This is a genomic window from Aeromonas oralensis (assembly GCF_049665575.1).
Lineage (GTDB): Bacteria > Pseudomonadota > Gammaproteobacteria > Enterobacterales > Aeromonadaceae > Aeromonas > Aeromonas hydrophila.
The window spans coordinates 2,585,009-2,602,104 of sequence record NZ_CP187186.1; the positions used below are offsets into that span (position 1 = coordinate 2,585,009).

Here is a 17,096-nt window from a genome sequence, read left to right on the forward strand (position 1 = left end):
GTCATGATTCCTTTTTTAGTTTTATGCTGTTGTCAGGGGCTGGTTGGCGGCGATGGCGTGCGCAATGCGTGCCCGCAGCCCCTGCTTGTCAATCTTGCCCACCGCCGTCATGGGCAGGGCGTCCAGAGTTTCGAAACGGTCGGGCAGCTTGAAGTCCGCCACCCCGCGCTCGCGCAGAAACTTGCGCAAGGCCAGCGGCTTCAAGGCGGGATCCGTGCTGACGATAAAGGCGCAGCTCTTCTCCCCCATGGCGCTGTCGGGCATGGAGACCAGGGCCGCATGGGTGATGGCAGGGTGGTGCAGCAGCTGGTTTTCCACCTCTTCCGCCGCGATCTTCTCGCCGCCCCGGTTGATCTGATCCTTCTGCCGCCCCACCACGGTGAGATAACCATCGGCATCCTGTACCACCAGATCGCCGGAGCAGTAGAAACCCTCGCCATCGAACACCCGGGCGTTGTGGGCCGGGCTCTGGTAGTAGCCGCGGAAGGTATAGGGGCCGCGGGTGTGCAGGGCACCAGGCTCGCCGGGGGCAACCGGATTGCCCGCCTCATCGAGGATGCGCACCTCGTCGTCCGGGCTCATGGGGCGGCCCTGGGTATGGATCACCTTCTCGTCGGGATCAGAGAGCCGAGTGTAGTTGACCAGCCCTTCCGCCATGCCGAACACCTGCTGCAGCCGGCAGCCCAGCAGCGGCCCAATCTTGCTGGCGACCGCTTCTCCCAGCTTGGCGCCCCCCACTTGCAGCAAGTCGAGGCTCTCGAGCTGAGTGCGCGCGGTGGGATCCGCTTCCGCTGCCTGCAGCCAGAGCGAGACCGCCGGCGGCACCAGCGAGGTGAGATTGACCCGGTGGCGGGCAATCAGCGGGAAACAGCTGATGGGGCTGGGATCGGGTGCGAGCACCACGGTGCCGCCCGCCTCGAATACCCCCAGAGCGCCCGGGGAGCTCAGGGGGAAGTTGTGGGGCGCCGGCAGGGCGCACAGATAGCGGGTATGGGGGCCGAGGCCGCAAATTTCGTTGCTGCGGCGCACGCTGTACAGGTAATCGTCGTGGGTGCGGGGGATGAGCTTGGGGGTACCGGTGCTGCCACCGGAGAGCTGGAAGAAGGCCACCTCGTCCGCCGGGGTCGGGCCATATTTCACTGGCTCACTCTCATCCCCCTTCGTCAACCAGTGGGTCAGCCCCAGCTCCCCCCATCGCCATCCAGCAGCACCAGCTCGGCGCCGATGGTTGTCAGCAGCTCGCTCTCGCGCTCCTTGCTCGCAAACAGCGGATGGGCCAGCGAGCCGATAAAGAGGCGCGGAGTGATCTGCTCGGCATAAGAGAGGAGCTCCAGCCGGTTGTGGCTAAAGAGCGCGTTGACCGGCGCGATGCCGGCTTTAAGCAGGGCGAAGAACACCAGATAGAACTCGGCCACGTTGGGGAGTTGCACCAGTGCGGTATCCCCCACCCCCAGGCCGTGGCGGGCCAGATTGGCGGCCAGCCGGCTCGAGGCGGCGTCCAGCTCGCGATAGCTGAAGCGCCGCTCGCCGCAGAGGATGGCCTCGACGTCAGGTGCCAGCTCGCACTGACGCGCCAGCATGGCGGTCAGCGGCTCGCCGCGCCAATAACCCTTGGCGCGGTAACGCTGGGCCAATTCGTCGGGCCAGCGGGTATAGGGCAGGAAGCGGTTGAATTGGCTCATTGCGCCACCTCCGGACTCAGGCCCAGGGCTTCCAGATTCGGCTGTCCACTCTGCCAGCCCAGATATTGAAGCTGCGTCATTGCGCTACCTCCAAATCCAGGCCCAGTGCCTTGAGCATGGTGCCCAGCTTGGTGCCGGTCTCGGCCCACTCCATGGCGGGATCCGAGCCCGCGACGATACCGGCGCCAGCAAACAGCTCGACCTGATGGCCATCGAGCACGCCGCAGCGGATCACCACGGCCCACTCGCCGTTGCCCTGGCTGTCGCACCAGCCAACGATGCCGCTGAACAGGGCGCGCCGGAAGGGCTCCTGCTCGCGGATGAACTGGCGGGCCAGATCGGTGGGATAGCCGCACAGGGCCGGGGTGGGATGCAGCTGGCAGGCCAAGGAGAGCACCGATGCCTCGCCGCCATTGAGCCGGCCAGCGATGGGGGTGCCCAGATGCCAGAGGGTATCCGTGCTCATCAGGGAGGGATGAGCGGGGATCGCCAGCTCGCGGCAGTGGGGGGTCAGCACTCGGCGGATCTCGTCGATCACGAGGCGATGTTCATGCTGATCCTTGCGAGAAGCCAGCAGATCCCGGGCCACCATTTCGTCTTGCGCCGGTTCGCTCGCCCGTCTGGCGGAGCCCGCCAACGGATGGGTGAACACCTCTCCCCCGCTAACCCGCAGCAGCAGCTCGGGGCTTGCGCCCAGCAGGCGGCGACCCTGGCCGAGCGGCAGGGAGAAGTGGAATGCGTGGGGATTCTGGGCCATCAAACGGGCCATCACCTGCTTAGGGTCGGCGGGCTGGTGCAGGGTAAGAGTGAGTTTGCGCGACAGCACCACCTTGGCGAGCCGGCCTTGTGCAAACGCATCCAGCGCCGCGCTGACCGAGGCCTGGAATTCGCTGGCCGGCGGGGTGCTCCGCACCGAGATGACCCGGTTGGCCTCGACGGCCTGCTCGGCCGCGGTCACCGATGACGGCTCTGTCGGGGCCAGTTTATCGCCCCGCTTATAGCGGCCGGGCACATAGAGGCAGGAGGCCTCCGCCGGATCGAACGCAAAGGCACCGATCAGCAGGGGGTTGCTCTGGCCGGCGGCGCTGGCCGCTGCCAGCGCGTCGGCAATCTGTTGTTCCAGCAAAGGCCATTCACAGGCGGGGGTGGTGATAGGCTGGCCCAGGTCAGTGGCACTGAGCGTGCCCTGACCCGAGGTAAACAAGAATTCGGGCGAAGACGCAGCCTGGGCAGGCGCGCTATTTTCCATCACAAGAGTATCCACGGTACACCCTCAAACATGATTCAAAATGATAATGATTATCAATTTGTATTTGTGCGGCGGTAAAATACTCGCTTTGAAATCCTCCGGTCAATGGGATTTTTATGCCGATAAAACTGGAACTTATCTGTGGATATTGCCCGTCTTGGCCCGCCGTGCAGGTCCAGCCAGCCTTGCCCGTATGAGCACCGCAGCCAACCCCCCATATGAGGCTGCGACAAAAACCGCGGGCTCGCCGCCCACGCTGGCAGCGAACGCCATTTCCCCCTAAGATGGCGCCATCTTTACGACCATTGCCTCAACCCACGGGATCCTCGATGTTAAAGCACCTGCTTCTGCTCCCCCTCAGCCTGCTGCTGGCCGCCTGTTCACTCACCCAGTACAACGTTAGCGAAGGGGAGATCAATCAATACCTCAAAGAGAGGGTCGCCTTCGAAAAGCAGCTGGGGATCCCCGGCATCATGTCGAGCAAGATCCGCCTCGATGAGATGCAAAGCCGCATCGGTCGCCGCCAGGCCGACCGGGTCGAACTGGATGCCGCCGGCGATCTGCAGGTGGCGAGCCCCCTTGGCAGCCAGCAGATGAAGATCCGCCTCTCCCTGAGCGCCCGTCCCGACTACGTGGCCGAGCAGGGCGCCATCTACCTGCGCGATCTCGAGCTCATCTCGGTCAAGACCGAGCCAGCCGACGTGGGCACCGCCCTCACCCCACTGCTGCCCACCTTCAACCAGTCGCTCTCGCTGTTCCTCTCCCAGACCCCCGTCTACCGGCTTGACGGCAGTCGCAAGAACGAAGCCAGGATCAAGGATAAAGTCGAGGCGCTCAAGGTGGAGCCCGGCCGGCTGGTCATCCCCTTCAAACTGCTCTGACCCCCAACCGCGCCCCTCTTCTCTTCAACTCCAGGGGCGCGGTTTTTTTCTTCTCAAGCTCCCCCCTTTGCCTCATAATGCACACCATTCTCATTTAGATTCATGAGAAGCGTCATAATAAAATCAAACATATGGTGAGAAGGGACATGAGAAAAACCGTACTGGTCCAGGCGATCGCCTGCGCGATCCTGAGTGGCGCCGCACACGCCGCCGTCAAGGTAGAAGACAAGACATTCAACACCGCCGCCAACATGCTGGCCTACACCGAATTCGAACTCTCCGGCGAGCCGCTGGCCGAGGCCCTCGGTCTGGATCTGGATGTGCTGGACGCCAACCGCGCCGATGAGCCGACGCCGTTCGACTTCGCCGCCGGCATCGAATCCTACGAATACTCCGAAGAGGCGATGTACGCCCTCAACTACCAATCCGGCATGGGTCCCCATCTGGTGAACGGGCCGCAAAACCAGGCTCGCGGCGGCACCATGGCCTCCCTCGGCCAGCGGGTGCTGGCCATGGCCGATGCGGTCGGTTTCCCGGCCGATGAAGTGCCACAGGGCATGTACCCCCTCTCCCTGCCCTACTCCTCTGCCAACCCGGAGTTCGCGCAAGCAGTCAACGCCACCCCGGTCAACGGCGACCAGATCACCATCAAGACCGCCAAGGGCAACGAGAAGAGCGTCAAGACCCAGGTGCCTGCCTACTTCCGCGACTACGCCACCCTGCGCTGGAGCGGCAGTGACAACCTGCTGGTGCCGGCGGCCGTGGGCGGCATCCTGCTCAAAGAGGTGATGTGGTCCCAGGACTTCCTCGGCGGCATGCACGTGGCCGAGACCGATGAAGAGGTGGAAGCCGCGTCCGCCACCATGGATCAGGACGGCAAGCACAAGCTGGGGGTCTCTGCCGCCGACGGCTTCAACGGCATGATGCTGACCGAGCAGTCCATCGACAAGCTGGCCATCCTGCAGGGTCAGCTCGGCTTTGACGGCAAGCAGCTGGGCGCCAAGATCACCCCGCAGTACGATCCGGCCAAGGGTATCGTCTACTTCCCCCATCAGGTGAAAGTGACCGAGACTGGCAAGAATGACGTTGGCGCCATCGGCAAGCTCGAGGTGGTGGACGGCTCCGCCCAGCTGCGCGACGCCTGGATGATGCTGTGGCCGCTCTCCGAGTTCTACGCCTTCACCGATCAGCGCAGCGCCAACACCAACCAGAACCCGGCCTTCCACGCCGTGTTCGACGGTGCCCCGTTCGCCGCTGCACCGGCCGCCAACAAGGGCAGCGATGCCGCCAAGCTGGTGGCGGGTGACGATGCCTTCTCCCTGGCGCTGAACCTCTCCGGCATGGTGTTCAAGAACCTCAATGCCCTGCACTTCGAACCCAAGGCCGGCACCCTGGTGGACAGCTGGCAGTCAGGCAAACAGGGCAAGCACGTCACCACTTTTGACGCTGCCTACAGCCTGGTCGCCCTGCAGATCTTCCAGCGTGCCCAGGATGCGCTGCCGGTCGGCTACGCCGCCGGTGACAATGGCGAGCTGAACCTGAAAACCGCTCAGGGCCAGCAGGCGCTGGTGCTCATTCGCCAGCAGGCAGATTTCATCCTGGCCAATCTCAAGGGCAAGAATGGGCTGGTGCACGATGGGATCACCCTGGGTGGCAAGCTCGATGCCGGCCAGTCCATCGACGCGCAGTTTGCCGCCATCCGCGGCCTGACCGCCGCCTTCCTGGCGACCTCGGATGCCAAGTACCGCACGGCGGCGCGCGAGCTGTTCATCGCCGCCGATAAGGCCTACTTCAGTGCCAAGGCTGGTACCTGGCTCGCCGGCAAGCAGGGTGAATACACCCCCTGGACCCAGGCCGCCATCTCCGGCGCCCTGCGCTCCGCCATGCTGAACCTGCGCAACGAAGGCGGCGAGAAGGCCCCGGCGCTGGAGCTGGCCCAGCTGACCCAGCGCTACGTGAGCTGGTTCCGTGGCACCGTCAACGGCGGCATGCAGATGGCCGAGTGGATCGGCGACTCCGGCGAGAACGTCATCGAAGGGGCCGGTGGTGACACCGACGAAGATGGCGTCCCGCAAGTGACCGCCGCCGGTGGCAAGCACGGCACCGCCATGGTGATGGCCGCCAAGGCGCTGATCACCGAAAAATAATCAGCCACTCGCTGAATAGAAAATGGGAGCCATATCGGCTCCCTTTTTAGTTGTGGCGTCTGGCGTTGGGCATGACATCACCCCAGTTTGGCCAGCATCTCCTTGGTCACCAGCACGATACCCTGCTCGGAGCGATAGAAGCGGCGGCTGTCCTCGTCGGCGTTCTCCCCCACCACCAGCCCGTCGGGCAGCTTGCAGCCCTTGTCCACCACCACCCGCCGCAACCGGCAACCCGAGCCAATCTCGACGCCGGGGAAAATGATGGCCTGATCCAGGGTGCAGAAGGAGTGCACCCGCACATGGGTGAACAGCACGGAGTTGAGCACGAAGGAGCCGCTGACGATCGAGCCCCCCGCGAACATGGAGTTGATGGTCATGCCGTGCTGGCCGTTTCTGTCCTGCACGAACTTGGCCGGCGGCGTCATGGTCTGGCTGGTCCAGATGGGCCAGTTCTCGTCATAGATGTCGAGCTCGGGCACCACGGAGGCGAGATCCATGTTGGCCTCCCAGAACGAATCCAGGGTACCCACGTCGCGCCAGTAGGGTTTCTGCCCCTCCTTGGCCCCCACGCAGGACATGGTGAACGGGTGGGCAAACGCCTTGCCCTCTCCCACGATGCGCGGGATCACGTCCATGCCGAAATCGTGTTTGGATTCCTGATTGTGAATGTCCTCTTCCAGCAGCTGATAGAGGTACTCCGCCTCGAAGATGTAGATGCCCATGGAGGCCAGGGAGACGTTCTCGTTGCCCGGCATGGCGGGCGGATTGGCCGGCTTCTCCACGAAGGCGCGGATCTTGCGCTGCTCGTCGATGTCCATCACCCCGAAGGCGGAGGCCTCCGCGCGCGGCACCTCGATGCAGGCCACCGTCACCTTGGCGCCGAGGCGCACGTGATCGAGCAGCATGGCGGCGTAGTCCATCTTGTAGATGTGATCCCCCGCCAGCACCACTATGTATTTGGGGCCGTAGTCACGGATGATGTCGACGTTCTGGTAGATGGCGTCGGCGGTGCCGCGATACCAGTGCACCTCGTCCACCCGCTGCTGGGCGGGCAACAAGTCGATGAACTCGTTCATCTGGTAGCGCAGGAAGGACCAGCCCGATTGCAGGTGGCGCAGCAGGCTGTGGGACTTGTACTGGGTCACCACCCCGACCCGGCGAATGCCGGAGTTGATGCAGTTGGAGAGCACGAAGTCGATGATGCGGAACTTGCCGCCAAAATGGACGGCAGGCTTGGCGCGGTTGTCGGTCAACTGCTTCAGGCGACTGCCCCGTCCCCCCGCGAGCACCAAGGCCATACTCTGGTTCAATAGTTGCCGTGCTTTGGCAGTATTTACGGGTTCTAACAACATAATTACCTCTGCCTTGTTTTGGTCCATTTTCGATTCATCTTCGCCTGTTTCCGGCGCCATGAAAGTGGTTTCACTCACATTTAACTGATTTCAATTGGCCCTTTTCCAGGAGTTGAGCGGGATCTCATGCTTTGCGGCGCGAGCTTGGTTAGAATTTCAGCATCAACGACATCATCAAGGATGACACCATGTTGAACAAGCTCGGGAGCAACCAGCTGCTGGTGATCGCTCTCCTCTGTGCTCCCCTGCTGCTGTTGCAGGGGCTCTGGCTCGCCTTCACCAGTACGCTGCTGACCCTGCTTATCATCCTCGCCACCAGCCTGCTCGGCTTCGGCTTGCTGAGCATGCTGACCCTGCGCCTTCAACAGGTGGAGCGCAGCCACCAGGAGCAGGTGTGGTGCCGGGCGCTGCAGCTGCGCGACCCCACCTGCCTGACCACCCCCGAGGCCCAGGCCGCCCTGCAGCAACTGCTTGCCCACTTCAACGAGGCCGAGCGCGACGCTCACCGCCAGATCAGCGAACTGCACAACCAGGCGACCCAGGACGAGCTGACCCAGCTGCAAAACCGCCACGCCTTTCGCCGTGACATGACCGAGCTGCTGCAGCGGGATCAGGACACCCAGACCGCCACCCTGGTGCTGATCCGCGCCACCGAGCTTGGTAAACTCAACGCCCAGCGCGGCTTTCAGTCGGGGGATGCCTACATCAAAGATATCGCCAATATCATCACCAGGGTGGTGAGCCGCTTCCCCGGCCATCAGGTCTACCGCATCTCGGGGGCCGACTTCGCGGTGCTGGTGCAGCCGGTCGCCAACATCCCGCCCCCCTGCTCGGGCGGGATCTGAAGATCGCCTTCGATCACTATCAGCAGCAGCATGAACTGGAGAGCGCCGCCTACTCCGGGCTGACCCGGCTCAGCAGCGGCCAGAAGATCGAGGCCATTCTGGCCAGGGCGGATCTGGCACTGGCCCGCGCCCAGACCGAGACGGTCAACGGCTGGGCCATCCAGCAGGATGACAGCGTGGTGGAGCTGCAGGGGCAGCATCACTGGAAGCTGGTACTGACCGAGCTGCTGGAGCAGGAGCGCATCAGCTTCACCTACCAGCCGATCCAGCCGATGCACCGCAGCATGCTGGCCTACAACGAGATCTACACCCGCTTCAGCAGTGCCGACGGCACTGTGCTGCCCACCGACACCCTGTTCGCCATGGCCCAGCGGCTGGACATGGTGATGCGGCTGGAACAGATGCTGGTGACCCACATCATGCGCCAGTACCGGGCCTTTGGCGCGAATCAGAGTCGCTGGGGCATCAACCTCTCCAGCAACCTGCTGCAAAACAGCGCCTTTCTGATCTGGCTGGACCGACAGCTGCTCAACGACCCCAACACCAGCGCCAACCTGGTGTTCGAACTGGATGAAGAGCATCTGGAGCGCAACCTGACCGGGGCCAAGCGGGTGTTCGAGCTGCTCAGGCGCAACGGCAGCCGCTCCGCTATCTGCAACTTCGGCAAGGGGATAGGGTCATTCAACCTGTTTCGCGAGCTCAAGCCCGACTACATCAAGCTGGATCCCGCCCTCATCACCGGGCTGGAGCAGGATCTGACCAACCAGCAGTTCGTGCGGATGATCGTCGACGTGTCACACCGAATGGGGTGTCAGGTGATTGCGGAAGGGGTGGAGCAGCTGGGTCAGAAGCAGCTGCTGCAGGGCATGTATGTGGACGGGCTGCAGGGCTATCTCATCGCCAAGCCCCAGCAGTTGCGATCGGATATCAGCCAGCTCGGGCTGTTTACTGAGGATGCTTCAACTTCAACAGAGTCAGAATGATGTCGTTGAGCTGGCGATAGCGCTCCAGCTCCTTCTGATCGTAGCGAGTCGCCAGGGTGGTGGGGTTGTGGCGATTCTTGAGGTAACGGTTGATCTGCAGCCGGTTGAAACCTGCCACCTGATAGACCTGCCCCAGCAGGGCATTGAGCTCTTCGTGTTCAAGACCGGCCTTGGCGAGGTAATCCTCCTGGGCCGGACTCTCCAGCTGGCAGCTCTGCTTGGCGATGCGGCCGGTCTCCTGCAGATAGCTGAGCCACTGCTCCAGGTAAAGCGGCTTGCAGCCCGCCAGCAGATTAAAGAAGCCCACCGCATCGCAGCGGCAGTCGGTCAGCAGCAGCACCGCCAGTTGATCGTCATCGCAGCGGAAGGTGACGGGGCCGCTCTGCCCCCAGTCCAGCGCCTGAACCCGGATCTCGGCTCGCGCCCCTGCAACGCCGGTGACGTCGAATACAAACATGGCTCCTCCCGCTCGGCAAAAGGTTGATGATGGACCATCCCTCTGACGGGTGCAAAGCCAAATCGCCTTTTCATTCAGTATTCTGCAAGCCGGCCATAAAAAAACCGACATCCTTGCGGATATCGGTTCTCGTCAGACGGGCCAAGGCCCGGCTCAATGCAGTGTGGTTCAGGCGTCCAGTTCCACCAGCGCCTTGGCCAGCTCGATGGGTTCGAGCTCCTGCCCTTCCAGATCGGCGTTCCAGTTCGGGCCGACCAGCACGTCGTCTTCGTCCAGATCGTTGATCCAGATGTCGAGGAACTCTTCCAGCTCGATCACTTCCGGCTCGTAGTCGGCCCACTCGTCCACGCAGTGCAGGCGGGCATCCCCTTCGGCAGACCAGAGCGGCATCACGTCGGCATCTTCGAACTCGGCAGAGCGGCAGACGACCCAGTCTTCACCGTAACGCAAGCCCCATACCTGACCCGACTCGCGGACTTCTTCGATGAACAGTTGGAAATTGGCGTCAAGATTGTCAGTTAACTTACTCATGGGGCTCTCTCTCTATCGGGTGCTGCGGCCACGGCAGTGCCGAGTGGCAATGCGGTGGCCAAATGGTGTCGTAAAAGTGACATGGACTCAAGCATCTTGGGGTTTATCACACAAAAAACTGCCCGCTGCCGGGTTTTACCTGACAAAACGCCTCCCGAAGGAGGCGTTTTCAGCGCAAGGGGCGGGATCAACGCTCCCAGTACACCTCTTCCAGGCTGTCTTCCTTCTCCGGCAGACCGCGCGACAGGCGCGGGCTGCTCTGGGCCAGCACCTCGTAGCTCACCCGGTTGGCGTACTTGCACACCTGGGAGAGCGAAGAGTAGGTGAGGAACTCGGCCACGTGCTTGGCGGAGTTGGGCACGGCGCTGCGGTGATAGGCGTTGGCCACCATGTCGTGCAGCACGGCGGAGAGTGCCCCGTCCCCTGCCCCGTTGGTGTTCTTGATCTTCTCCGGCCCGCCCATGTAGGGAGAGATGTGGGAGTAGATGCGCTTGGGCACGCGGCAGCCGCTGCGGGTCATGGGGCGGCTGAACTCGTACATGTTGAACTCGGGGATGACACCGGGCAGCAGCGGCAGCGTGGTCTCGCGCTTGAAGTCCTCTTCGGTGTAGGCAGCCATGTAGAGCCCCACCGGCCCTGCGGTACAAAGCACCATGTCGGCCCAGTCCAGCGCCTTGTCGGCGGCAGCCAGCGGATCGGAGAAGCTGGTCAGAGCCTCGCCCTCTTCCTCGTTCATGGCGAGCACGGTGACGTTCTCGCTGATGAAATCGCGCCACCACTGGGGGTCGGACTCGATGACAAAGCGGGTACCCAGGGTCAGCACTACCGGTACGCCGGCCTCGCGGGCATAACGCACCGCAGTCATGGCCGCGTCCTTCATCGGGGTGCCATCTTCACCGCGCACCAAGTAGGCGGTGATGACTAGGGCGGAGGACTCCTTGATGATGGTCTCGGGGATGTGGGCCACATCCAGATGGTCCATCTTGCCGGCGTTGATGCCGAAGCTGCGCTCGCCCCCTTCGGTGATGAAGGTGAAGCAGCGGCCGACCGGGCCGTCTACCGGCTGCAGGTAGTCGAGGTTGACCCGTGACGAGGTGTTGCACAGGTAACGGTAGGCGTAGCTGCCGATGCGGATGTCCTGGCTCATGACGCCGAGCAGGATGGAGTGGGAGTCCGCCAGCACCGAGTAGTTGTGCATGGTGTTGCCGATGGTGCCGCCGGCAAATTCGCTCACCACCATGTTGTTGCTCTTGAGCTCGTTGTAGATCTGCTCGGCCACGTCATCGGAGATCAGCATGGAGTGGCCGCGGCTCAGGCCATAACGCTCGAGAAATGCCAGATCAACGTGCGCCTCGATGTCGACCAGCGTCTGGTCAATCCCGACCACATAGGCCTTGCCCCGCTCCGCAAGCACCGCGCTCTGGGAGATGAGGGGATCACGACGATCCACAGGAAAGTAGTGTTTGGACTTGCGCTGACCGGGAAATTTCATGGCAATGTTCTTGTGCTCTGGGGGAAAGAGGGGCGGGATTTTAACACAATCCGCCGCGCCGAAAAGTCGCCTGATTAAAATATGAAGTCAGTATAGACAAGGGCTGCAGAGGAAAACGTTTACCAAAACCCATCAAAAAACCACCTCGCAAGGAGGTGGTTTTTACAGCGAACAAGACTCAGCCGGCGGCGAGCTCCTGTGCCAGTGCCAGCACCGAGAAGAGCCCGAGCGAGAGCCAGAAGAAGAGGGTGCCGAAGAGGCGCGGCATGTTCGGCGCCTTGGGGATCTGGATGCCGATGGCGTGCAGGATCCGCCCCACCAGCAACAGCACACCGCCAAGGTGCAGCCAGAAGGGGTCAACCCCCGCCAGCTCACACAGCGCCATCAGCAGTAGGGTGAGCGGCACGTACTCGGCAAAGTTGCCATGGGCCCGGATGGCGGCGCGCATCTCGGGTGCCTCCCCTTCCCCTATCATCACCTTGAACTGGGCCCGGCGCTTGACCACCCAGAAGGAGAGCAAGAGGAACAGCAGCCCCAAGAGGCCGGCGTAAATCAGGGTGATATGCATCATGGTGAAACTCCTTCTCCTTGGATAGCGAACGGCTGGCAGCCGGTGCCGATGGGCGGCACCGGCTGTATGTCTGTCAGGCCAGCTCGCGGCAGATCAGCGACACCATCATGCGGATGTGGGCCTGATCGCTGTTGAGGGCCGGAATGTATTCAAACTGCTCGCCACCGGCAGCCATGAAGATCTCCCGGTTCTGCACCTGGATCTCCTCCAGGGTTTCGAGGCAGTCGGCGGCAAAGGCGGGGCAGATCACATCGAGCCGCTTGATCCCGGTTGCCGGCAGGCCGGCGATGGTCACGTCGGTGTAGGGCTTGAGCCACTCCTCCTTGCCAAAGCGGGACTGGAAGCTGGCGGTCCACTGGCTGGCCTCCAGCCCGAGCGCCTCGGCCAACAGGGCGGCGGTGCGCCGGCACTGGTGACCATAGGGATCCCCTTCCCGCTCGTAGCGCTCGGGAATGCCGTGGAACGACATCAGCAGGTGCTCGCCCTGGCCGTGCTGTTCCCAGTGGCGGCGCACGCTCATGGCCAGCGCCTGGATATATTCGGGGTGAGCATGGTAATCACGAATGAGCCGCACAACCGGCAGGTTGCGCTCTTTTTTCATCGCCTTGGCCCAGCCATCGAACACCGAGGCGGTGGTGCTGACCGAATACTGGGGATAGAGCGGCAACAGGATCACCCGGTTGACTCCCTTGGCCTTGAGCGCCTGCCAGCCCTCATCCAGCGAAGGAGAGCCGTAGGTCATGGCCAGCTCCACCGGCACCTCGACCCCTTCGCGCTTGAGCTCCTGCTCCAGCGCCGCGCGCTGCTGCTTGCTTATCACCATCAGCGGCGAGCCCTGCTCGGTCCACACCTGCTGATAGAGCTTGGCCACCTTGGGAGAGCGGGTCGGCAGGATGATGAAGTGGAGCAGAGGACACCAGAGGTAGCGCGGCAGGTCGACGACCCGCTGATCGTGCAGAAACTGGCTGAGAAACGCCTTGACGGCGGCCGTGGTGGGCGCGGCTGGGGTACCCAGATTGACCAGCAAGATCCCGGTTTTCGTGGTCACGTATGCTTCCTGTCGTTCTGTTGTTATGTCTGAATGCAAGAAAGGGCCCATGCCGGGCCCTTGTCTCACTGGCACATTGCCGCAGGCCCCTTGGGGACGATGGCAATGGCGGGCTTAGCCCAGGATGGTCGCCAGCTGCTTGCTGACCAGATCTACCGGCTGGGTGCCATCAATCTTGACGTAACGGGTGTTGCCCGCTTCCGCTTCCTTGCCGTAGAAGCCGATGAGCGGTGCGGTCTGCTGATGGTATACATCCAGACGCTTGCGCACTGTGGTCTCTTCGTCGTCGGCACGGATCACCAGATCTTCACCGGTCACGTCGTCCTTACCTTCCACTTTCGGCGGGTTGAACACCACGTGGTAGGTACGGCCGGAGCCGGAGTGAACGCGACGACCGCTCATGCGCTTGACGATCTCTTCGTCCGGCACGTCGAACTCCAGCACGAAGTCCACGGCAACACCGGCGTCCTTCATGGCTTGCGCCTGGGGAATGGTGCGCGGGAAACCGTCCAGCAGGAAGCCGTTGGCGCAATCCGGTTGGGCAATACGCTCTTTGACCAGGCCGATGATGATGTCGTCAGAGACGAGCTGACCTGCGTCCATCACGGCTTTGGCCTTGAGGCCCAGCTCGGTGCCCGCCTTGATCGCGGCACGCAGCATGTCGCCGGTGGAGATCTGCGGAATACCGTGTTTTTCCATGATGAACTGAGCCTGAGTACCCTTGCCGGCACCCGGAGCCCCCAACAGAACAATGCGCATACACGCTCCTATTGATTGGTTATTCAATTCTTGAGAAGGCAAAAAACTACACGGTTTCGCCCATTTTCACAAGCTTGCCCCGTGTGAGTGGCTTATTTTTCACCATCTTTCCGACATGGCAATACGACCATTGGCGCAGATCCGTGTACGAAAAATGAGTGAAAATGCAGCAGTGCTGCACGCAACTGGCGCCCGCCCCAGACGGGGCAGGCGCCAGAAAAGAAAGAGCCCACTGCACGCAGTGGGCCCAAACATCATGCCTGGAGTAACAGACGGTTGATACGGGAGACGAAGCTCGCCGGATCATTGAGCCCGCCCTGCTCGGCCAGCTGGGCCTGTTCGTGCAAGAGGGTGACCCATTCGCCGAACAGCGCCTCGTCCTGGATGGTGTCGAGTTTCTTCACCAAGGCGTGGTCGGGGTTCAGTTCCAGAATGTACTTCTGCTCCGGTACCGGTTGGCCGGCGGCACGCATCAGCTTGATCATCTGGGTGCTCATGCCGTGGGCATCGGTAACGATGCAGGATGGTGAGTCGGTCAGGCGGTGGGTGACCCGCACCTCTTTTACCGCATCCCCGAGGCTCTGCTTGACCCGCTCCACCAGACCGGCGTTGGCCTTCTCAGCCTCTTCCTGCGCCTGCTTGGAGGCTTCGTCTTCCAGATCGCCCAGATCCAGCTCGCCACGGGTGACGGAGACCAGCTGCTTGCCATCGAACTCGGTCAGGTGGCTCATCAGCCACTCGTCGACCCGCTCCCACATCAGCAGCACTTCGACGCCCTTCTTGCGGAAGATCTCGAGGTGCGGGCTGTTCTTGGCGGCAGCGTAAGAGTCGGCGGTGATGTAGTAAATCTTCTGCTGGCCTTCCTTCATGCGGCCAACGTAATCCTCCAGCGACACGGTCTGGGCTTCGCCCTCGCCGGCGGTGCTGGCAAAGCGCAAGAGCTTGGCAATTTCTTCGCGGTTAGCGTAATCCTCGGCCGGGCCTTCTTTCAGCACATTGCCGAACTCGCTCCAGAACTTGGCGTACTTCTCGGCATCCTCCTTGGCCAGCTTGGCCAGCATGGTCAGCACGCGCTTGGAGCAGGCCTTGCGCAGGGAGACGGTCACCTTGTTGTCTTGCAGGATCTCACGGCTGACGTTGAGCGGCAGATCGTTGGAGTCCAGCACCCCTTTGACGAAGCGCAGGTAGGTCGGCATAAACTGCTCGGCGTCGTCCATGATGAAGACGCGCTGCACGTAGAGCTTCAGGCCGTGTTTCTGATCCCGGTTGTAGAGATCGAACGGTGCGCGGGCCGGCACGTAGAGCAGGCTGGTGTACTCCTGCGCCCCTTCCACCCGGTTGTGACCCCACAAGAGCGGATCTTCGAAGTCGTGGGCGACGTGCTTGTAGAACTCCTGATACTCCTCGTCCTTGATCTCTTTCGGGTTGCGGGTCCACAGCGCGGTGGCGCGGTTGACCTGCTCCCACTCGCCCGGGGTACCGACGATGGTTTCACCGTCTTCTTCGCGATCCGGGGTGCCCTCTTTGTACATCTCCACCGGCACGCTGATGTGATCGGAATATTTGCTCACCACGGAGCGCAGACGCCAGTCGTCGAGGAACTCGTCCTCTTCGGCGCGCAGGTGCAGGATGACGTCGGTACCGCGACCGGCTTTGGTCACGTCAGCCACGGTGAAGGAGCCTTCCCCTTCCGACTCCCACTGCACGCCCTGCTCCGGAGCAGTACCGGCGGCGCGGGACACCACGGTCACCTTGTCGGCGACGATGAAGGCGGAGTAGAAGCCCACCCCGAACTGACCGATCAGCTGGGAGTCGCGGCCCTGATCACCGGAGAGGTTCTTGAAGAACTCGGCGGTGCCGGACTTGGCGATGGTGCCCAGGTGCTCGATCACCTGATCACGGGTCATACCGATCCCGTTGTCGGAGATGGTCAGGGTCCGATTTTCTTTATCAACCACCAGGCGAACGCGCAACTGGCCGTCGTTTTCGAACAAAGAGGCATCGGAAAGCGCCTTGAAGCGCAGCTTGTCCGCCGCATCGGAGGCGTTGGAAATAAGCTCGCGCAGGAACACTTCTTTGTTGGAGTAGAGGCTGTGGGCCATCAGGCTCAGCAGTTGTTTGACTTCAGTCTGAAACCCGTGGGTTTCGGCATGAACGCTTTGGGTCATCGACACTATCCTCAGGCGATTCGGGTTGAACATATTCCCGATCCAAGATGGGGCCGGCGATCGCCATTTCAAGGGGGGCAAAACGTCAAGGCGTGCGAATGGCGATTTTTGCGCCAATCGACCCTCCTACCCAACAAAAAACCCGCCGAGGCGGGTTCTGGTATCGTGGGCTGAGTCGCGACGCAGGGCCTGTTGAAGAACAGACTCTGACTCAGTTCAGGGGCTGACGCTGAGTCAATTAAGGGGCTGACGCCCCATCAGGGAGTGGGAGAGCGTGGTGCCGTCCACCAGCTCCAGCTCGCCGCCCACCGGCACCCCGTGGGCAATCCGGCTCACCTTGACGCCGGCGGTGCGGGCCATGTCGGCGATGTACCAGGCAGTGGCGTCCCCCTCGATGGTGGGGTTGGTGGCCAGAATAAGCTCGCTGATCGCCTCGTCTTTCAAGCGTCGCTCCAGGATCTCCAGCCCCAGCTCCTCCGGGCCAATGCCGTCCAGCGGCGAGAGGTGGCCCATCAGCACGAAGTAGCGGCCGGAGAACTGGCCGGTCTGCTCGATGGCGGCCACGTCCGCCGGGCTCTCCACCACGCACAGCAGGCCGTTCTCTTCGCGCTTGGGATTGGCGCAGATCTCGCAGCGCTCGTTCTCGGTGAAGGTGCGGCAGTGACTGCAGTGGCCAATTTCGGTCAGGGCACGAGAGAGCAGCTGGGCCAGCCGCAGGCCGCCGCTGCGCTCACGTTCGAGCAGGGTAAATGCCATGCGCTGGGCCGACTTGGGGCCGACACCCGGCAGCACCTGCAGGGCTTTCATCATCTCATCCAGCAGCGGGCTGAATTTCATGGGCTTGGTATCCTTTGACGCTGTGTCGGCCACGGCGCCCTGACGGGCAAGAAGCGCGACCGAACCTATCTTGTTGGCGCAGGACTATACCCGA

Annotated in this window: 13 protein-coding genes and 2 pseudogenes; 4 read left to right on the top strand and 11 right to left on the bottom strand. The window is 62.4% G+C overall.

Translation table 11 applies throughout. From position 1 onward, the window contains the following. Window positions 1-21: 21 nt before the first annotated feature. Window positions 22-1,682, bottom strand: a pseudogene (gene amoE / locus ACPDZI_RS12045) (amonabactin biosynthesis (2,3-dihydroxybenzoyl)adenylate synthase AmoE). Between the two features lie 76 nt (window positions 1,683-1,758). Beyond that, window positions 1,759-2,946 carry an amonabactin biosynthesis isochorismate synthase AmoC gene (gene amoC, locus ACPDZI_RS12050; RefSeq protein WP_438833189.1) on the bottom strand — a complete coding sequence of 396 codons (1,188 nt, stop codon included), beginning with the start codon at window positions 2,944-2,946 and terminating at the stop codon, window positions 1,759-1,761. Between the two features lie 25 nt (window positions 2,947-2,971). Here amoC and ACPDZI_RS12055 point away from each other — a divergent pair, with 25 nt between their 5' ends. The 3 genes from ACPDZI_RS12055 (at window position 2,972) to ACPDZI_RS12065 (ending at window position 5,959) form a co-directional block, all read left to right on the top strand. Continuing rightward, entirely contained in the window at window positions 2,972-3,214 is a 243-nt protein-coding gene (locus ACPDZI_RS12055) for a hypothetical protein (protein WP_438833190.1), read from the top strand. Between the two features lie 46 nt (window positions 3,215-3,260). Continuing rightward, window positions 3,261-3,812: a lipoprotein gene (locus ACPDZI_RS12060; protein ID WP_024944003.1), complete on the top strand. Its 552-nt coding sequence runs from the start codon at window positions 3,261-3,263 to the stop codon at window positions 3,810-3,812. A gap of 146 nt (window positions 3,813-3,958) precedes the next feature. Next, complete coding sequence (locus tag ACPDZI_RS12065; protein WP_438833191.1) at window positions 3,959-5,959, top strand: hypothetical protein; 2,001 nt, start codon at window positions 3,959-3,961, stop codon at window positions 5,957-5,959. Between the two features lie 77 nt (window positions 5,960-6,036). Here ACPDZI_RS12065 and glgC read toward each other — a convergent pair whose 3' ends face one another. Continuing rightward, window positions 6,037-7,311, bottom strand: coding sequence for a glucose-1-phosphate adenylyltransferase (glgC, locus tag ACPDZI_RS12070; RefSeq protein ID WP_011706313.1), 1,275 nt, complete (start codon window positions 7,309-7,311; stop codon window positions 6,037-6,039). 188 nt (window positions 7,312-7,499) lie between these two features. On the opposite strand from glgC, the pseudogene ACPDZI_RS12075 reads away from it, so the two are divergent. Then, window positions 7,500-9,139 (top strand): annotated as a pseudogene (locus ACPDZI_RS12075) (EAL domain-containing protein). On the opposite strand, the gene ACPDZI_RS12080 reads toward ACPDZI_RS12075, so the two are convergent. From ACPDZI_RS12080 to recR, 8 genes are all read right to left on the bottom strand, one after another. Beyond that, complete coding sequence (locus ACPDZI_RS12080) at window positions 9,102-9,596, bottom strand: hypothetical protein (RefSeq protein WP_017408190.1); 495 nt, start codon at window positions 9,594-9,596, stop codon at window positions 9,102-9,104. The pseudogene ACPDZI_RS12075 and the gene ACPDZI_RS12080 overlap by 38 nt on opposite strands. A 168-nt stretch (window positions 9,597-9,764) precedes the next feature. Further along, window positions 9,765-10,127 carry a DUF2750 domain-containing protein gene (locus ACPDZI_RS12085; protein ID WP_010674427.1) on the bottom strand — a complete coding sequence of 121 codons (363 nt, stop codon included), beginning with the start codon at window positions 10,125-10,127 and terminating at the stop codon, window positions 9,765-9,767. 187 nt (window positions 10,128-10,314) lie between these two features. After that, complete coding sequence (locus tag ACPDZI_RS12090) at window positions 10,315-11,619, bottom strand: inosine/guanosine kinase (protein WP_438833192.1); 1,305 nt, start codon at window positions 11,617-11,619, stop codon at window positions 10,315-10,317. Between the two features lie 178 nt (window positions 11,620-11,797). Next, window positions 11,798-12,190: an MAPEG family protein gene (locus ACPDZI_RS12095; protein ID WP_438833193.1), complete on the bottom strand. Its 393-nt coding sequence runs from the start codon at window positions 12,188-12,190 to the stop codon at window positions 11,798-11,800. 73 nt (window positions 12,191-12,263) lie between these two features. Beyond that, complete coding sequence (gene hemH, locus ACPDZI_RS12100) at window positions 12,264-13,238, bottom strand: ferrochelatase (protein ID WP_042067040.1); 975 nt, start codon at window positions 13,236-13,238, stop codon at window positions 12,264-12,266. A gap of 114 nt (window positions 13,239-13,352) precedes the next feature. Next, window positions 13,353-13,997 carry an adenylate kinase gene (adk, locus tag ACPDZI_RS12105; RefSeq protein ID WP_011706319.1) on the bottom strand — a complete coding sequence of 215 codons (645 nt, stop codon included), beginning with the start codon at window positions 13,995-13,997 and terminating at the stop codon, window positions 13,353-13,355. A 254-nt stretch (window positions 13,998-14,251) separates the two neighbouring features. Next, window positions 14,252-16,165, bottom strand: coding sequence for a molecular chaperone HtpG (htpG, locus tag ACPDZI_RS12110; protein WP_438833194.1), 1,914 nt, complete (start codon window positions 16,163-16,165; stop codon window positions 14,252-14,254). A gap of 234 nt (window positions 16,166-16,399) precedes the next feature. Then, the gene (gene recR, locus ACPDZI_RS12115) at window positions 16,400-17,002 is read right to left on the bottom strand and encodes a recombination mediator RecR (protein ID WP_201970943.1); all 603 of its coding nucleotides are present in this window, start codon (window positions 17,000-17,002) and stop codon (window positions 16,400-16,402) included. Window positions 17,003-17,096 lie beyond the last annotated feature (94 nt).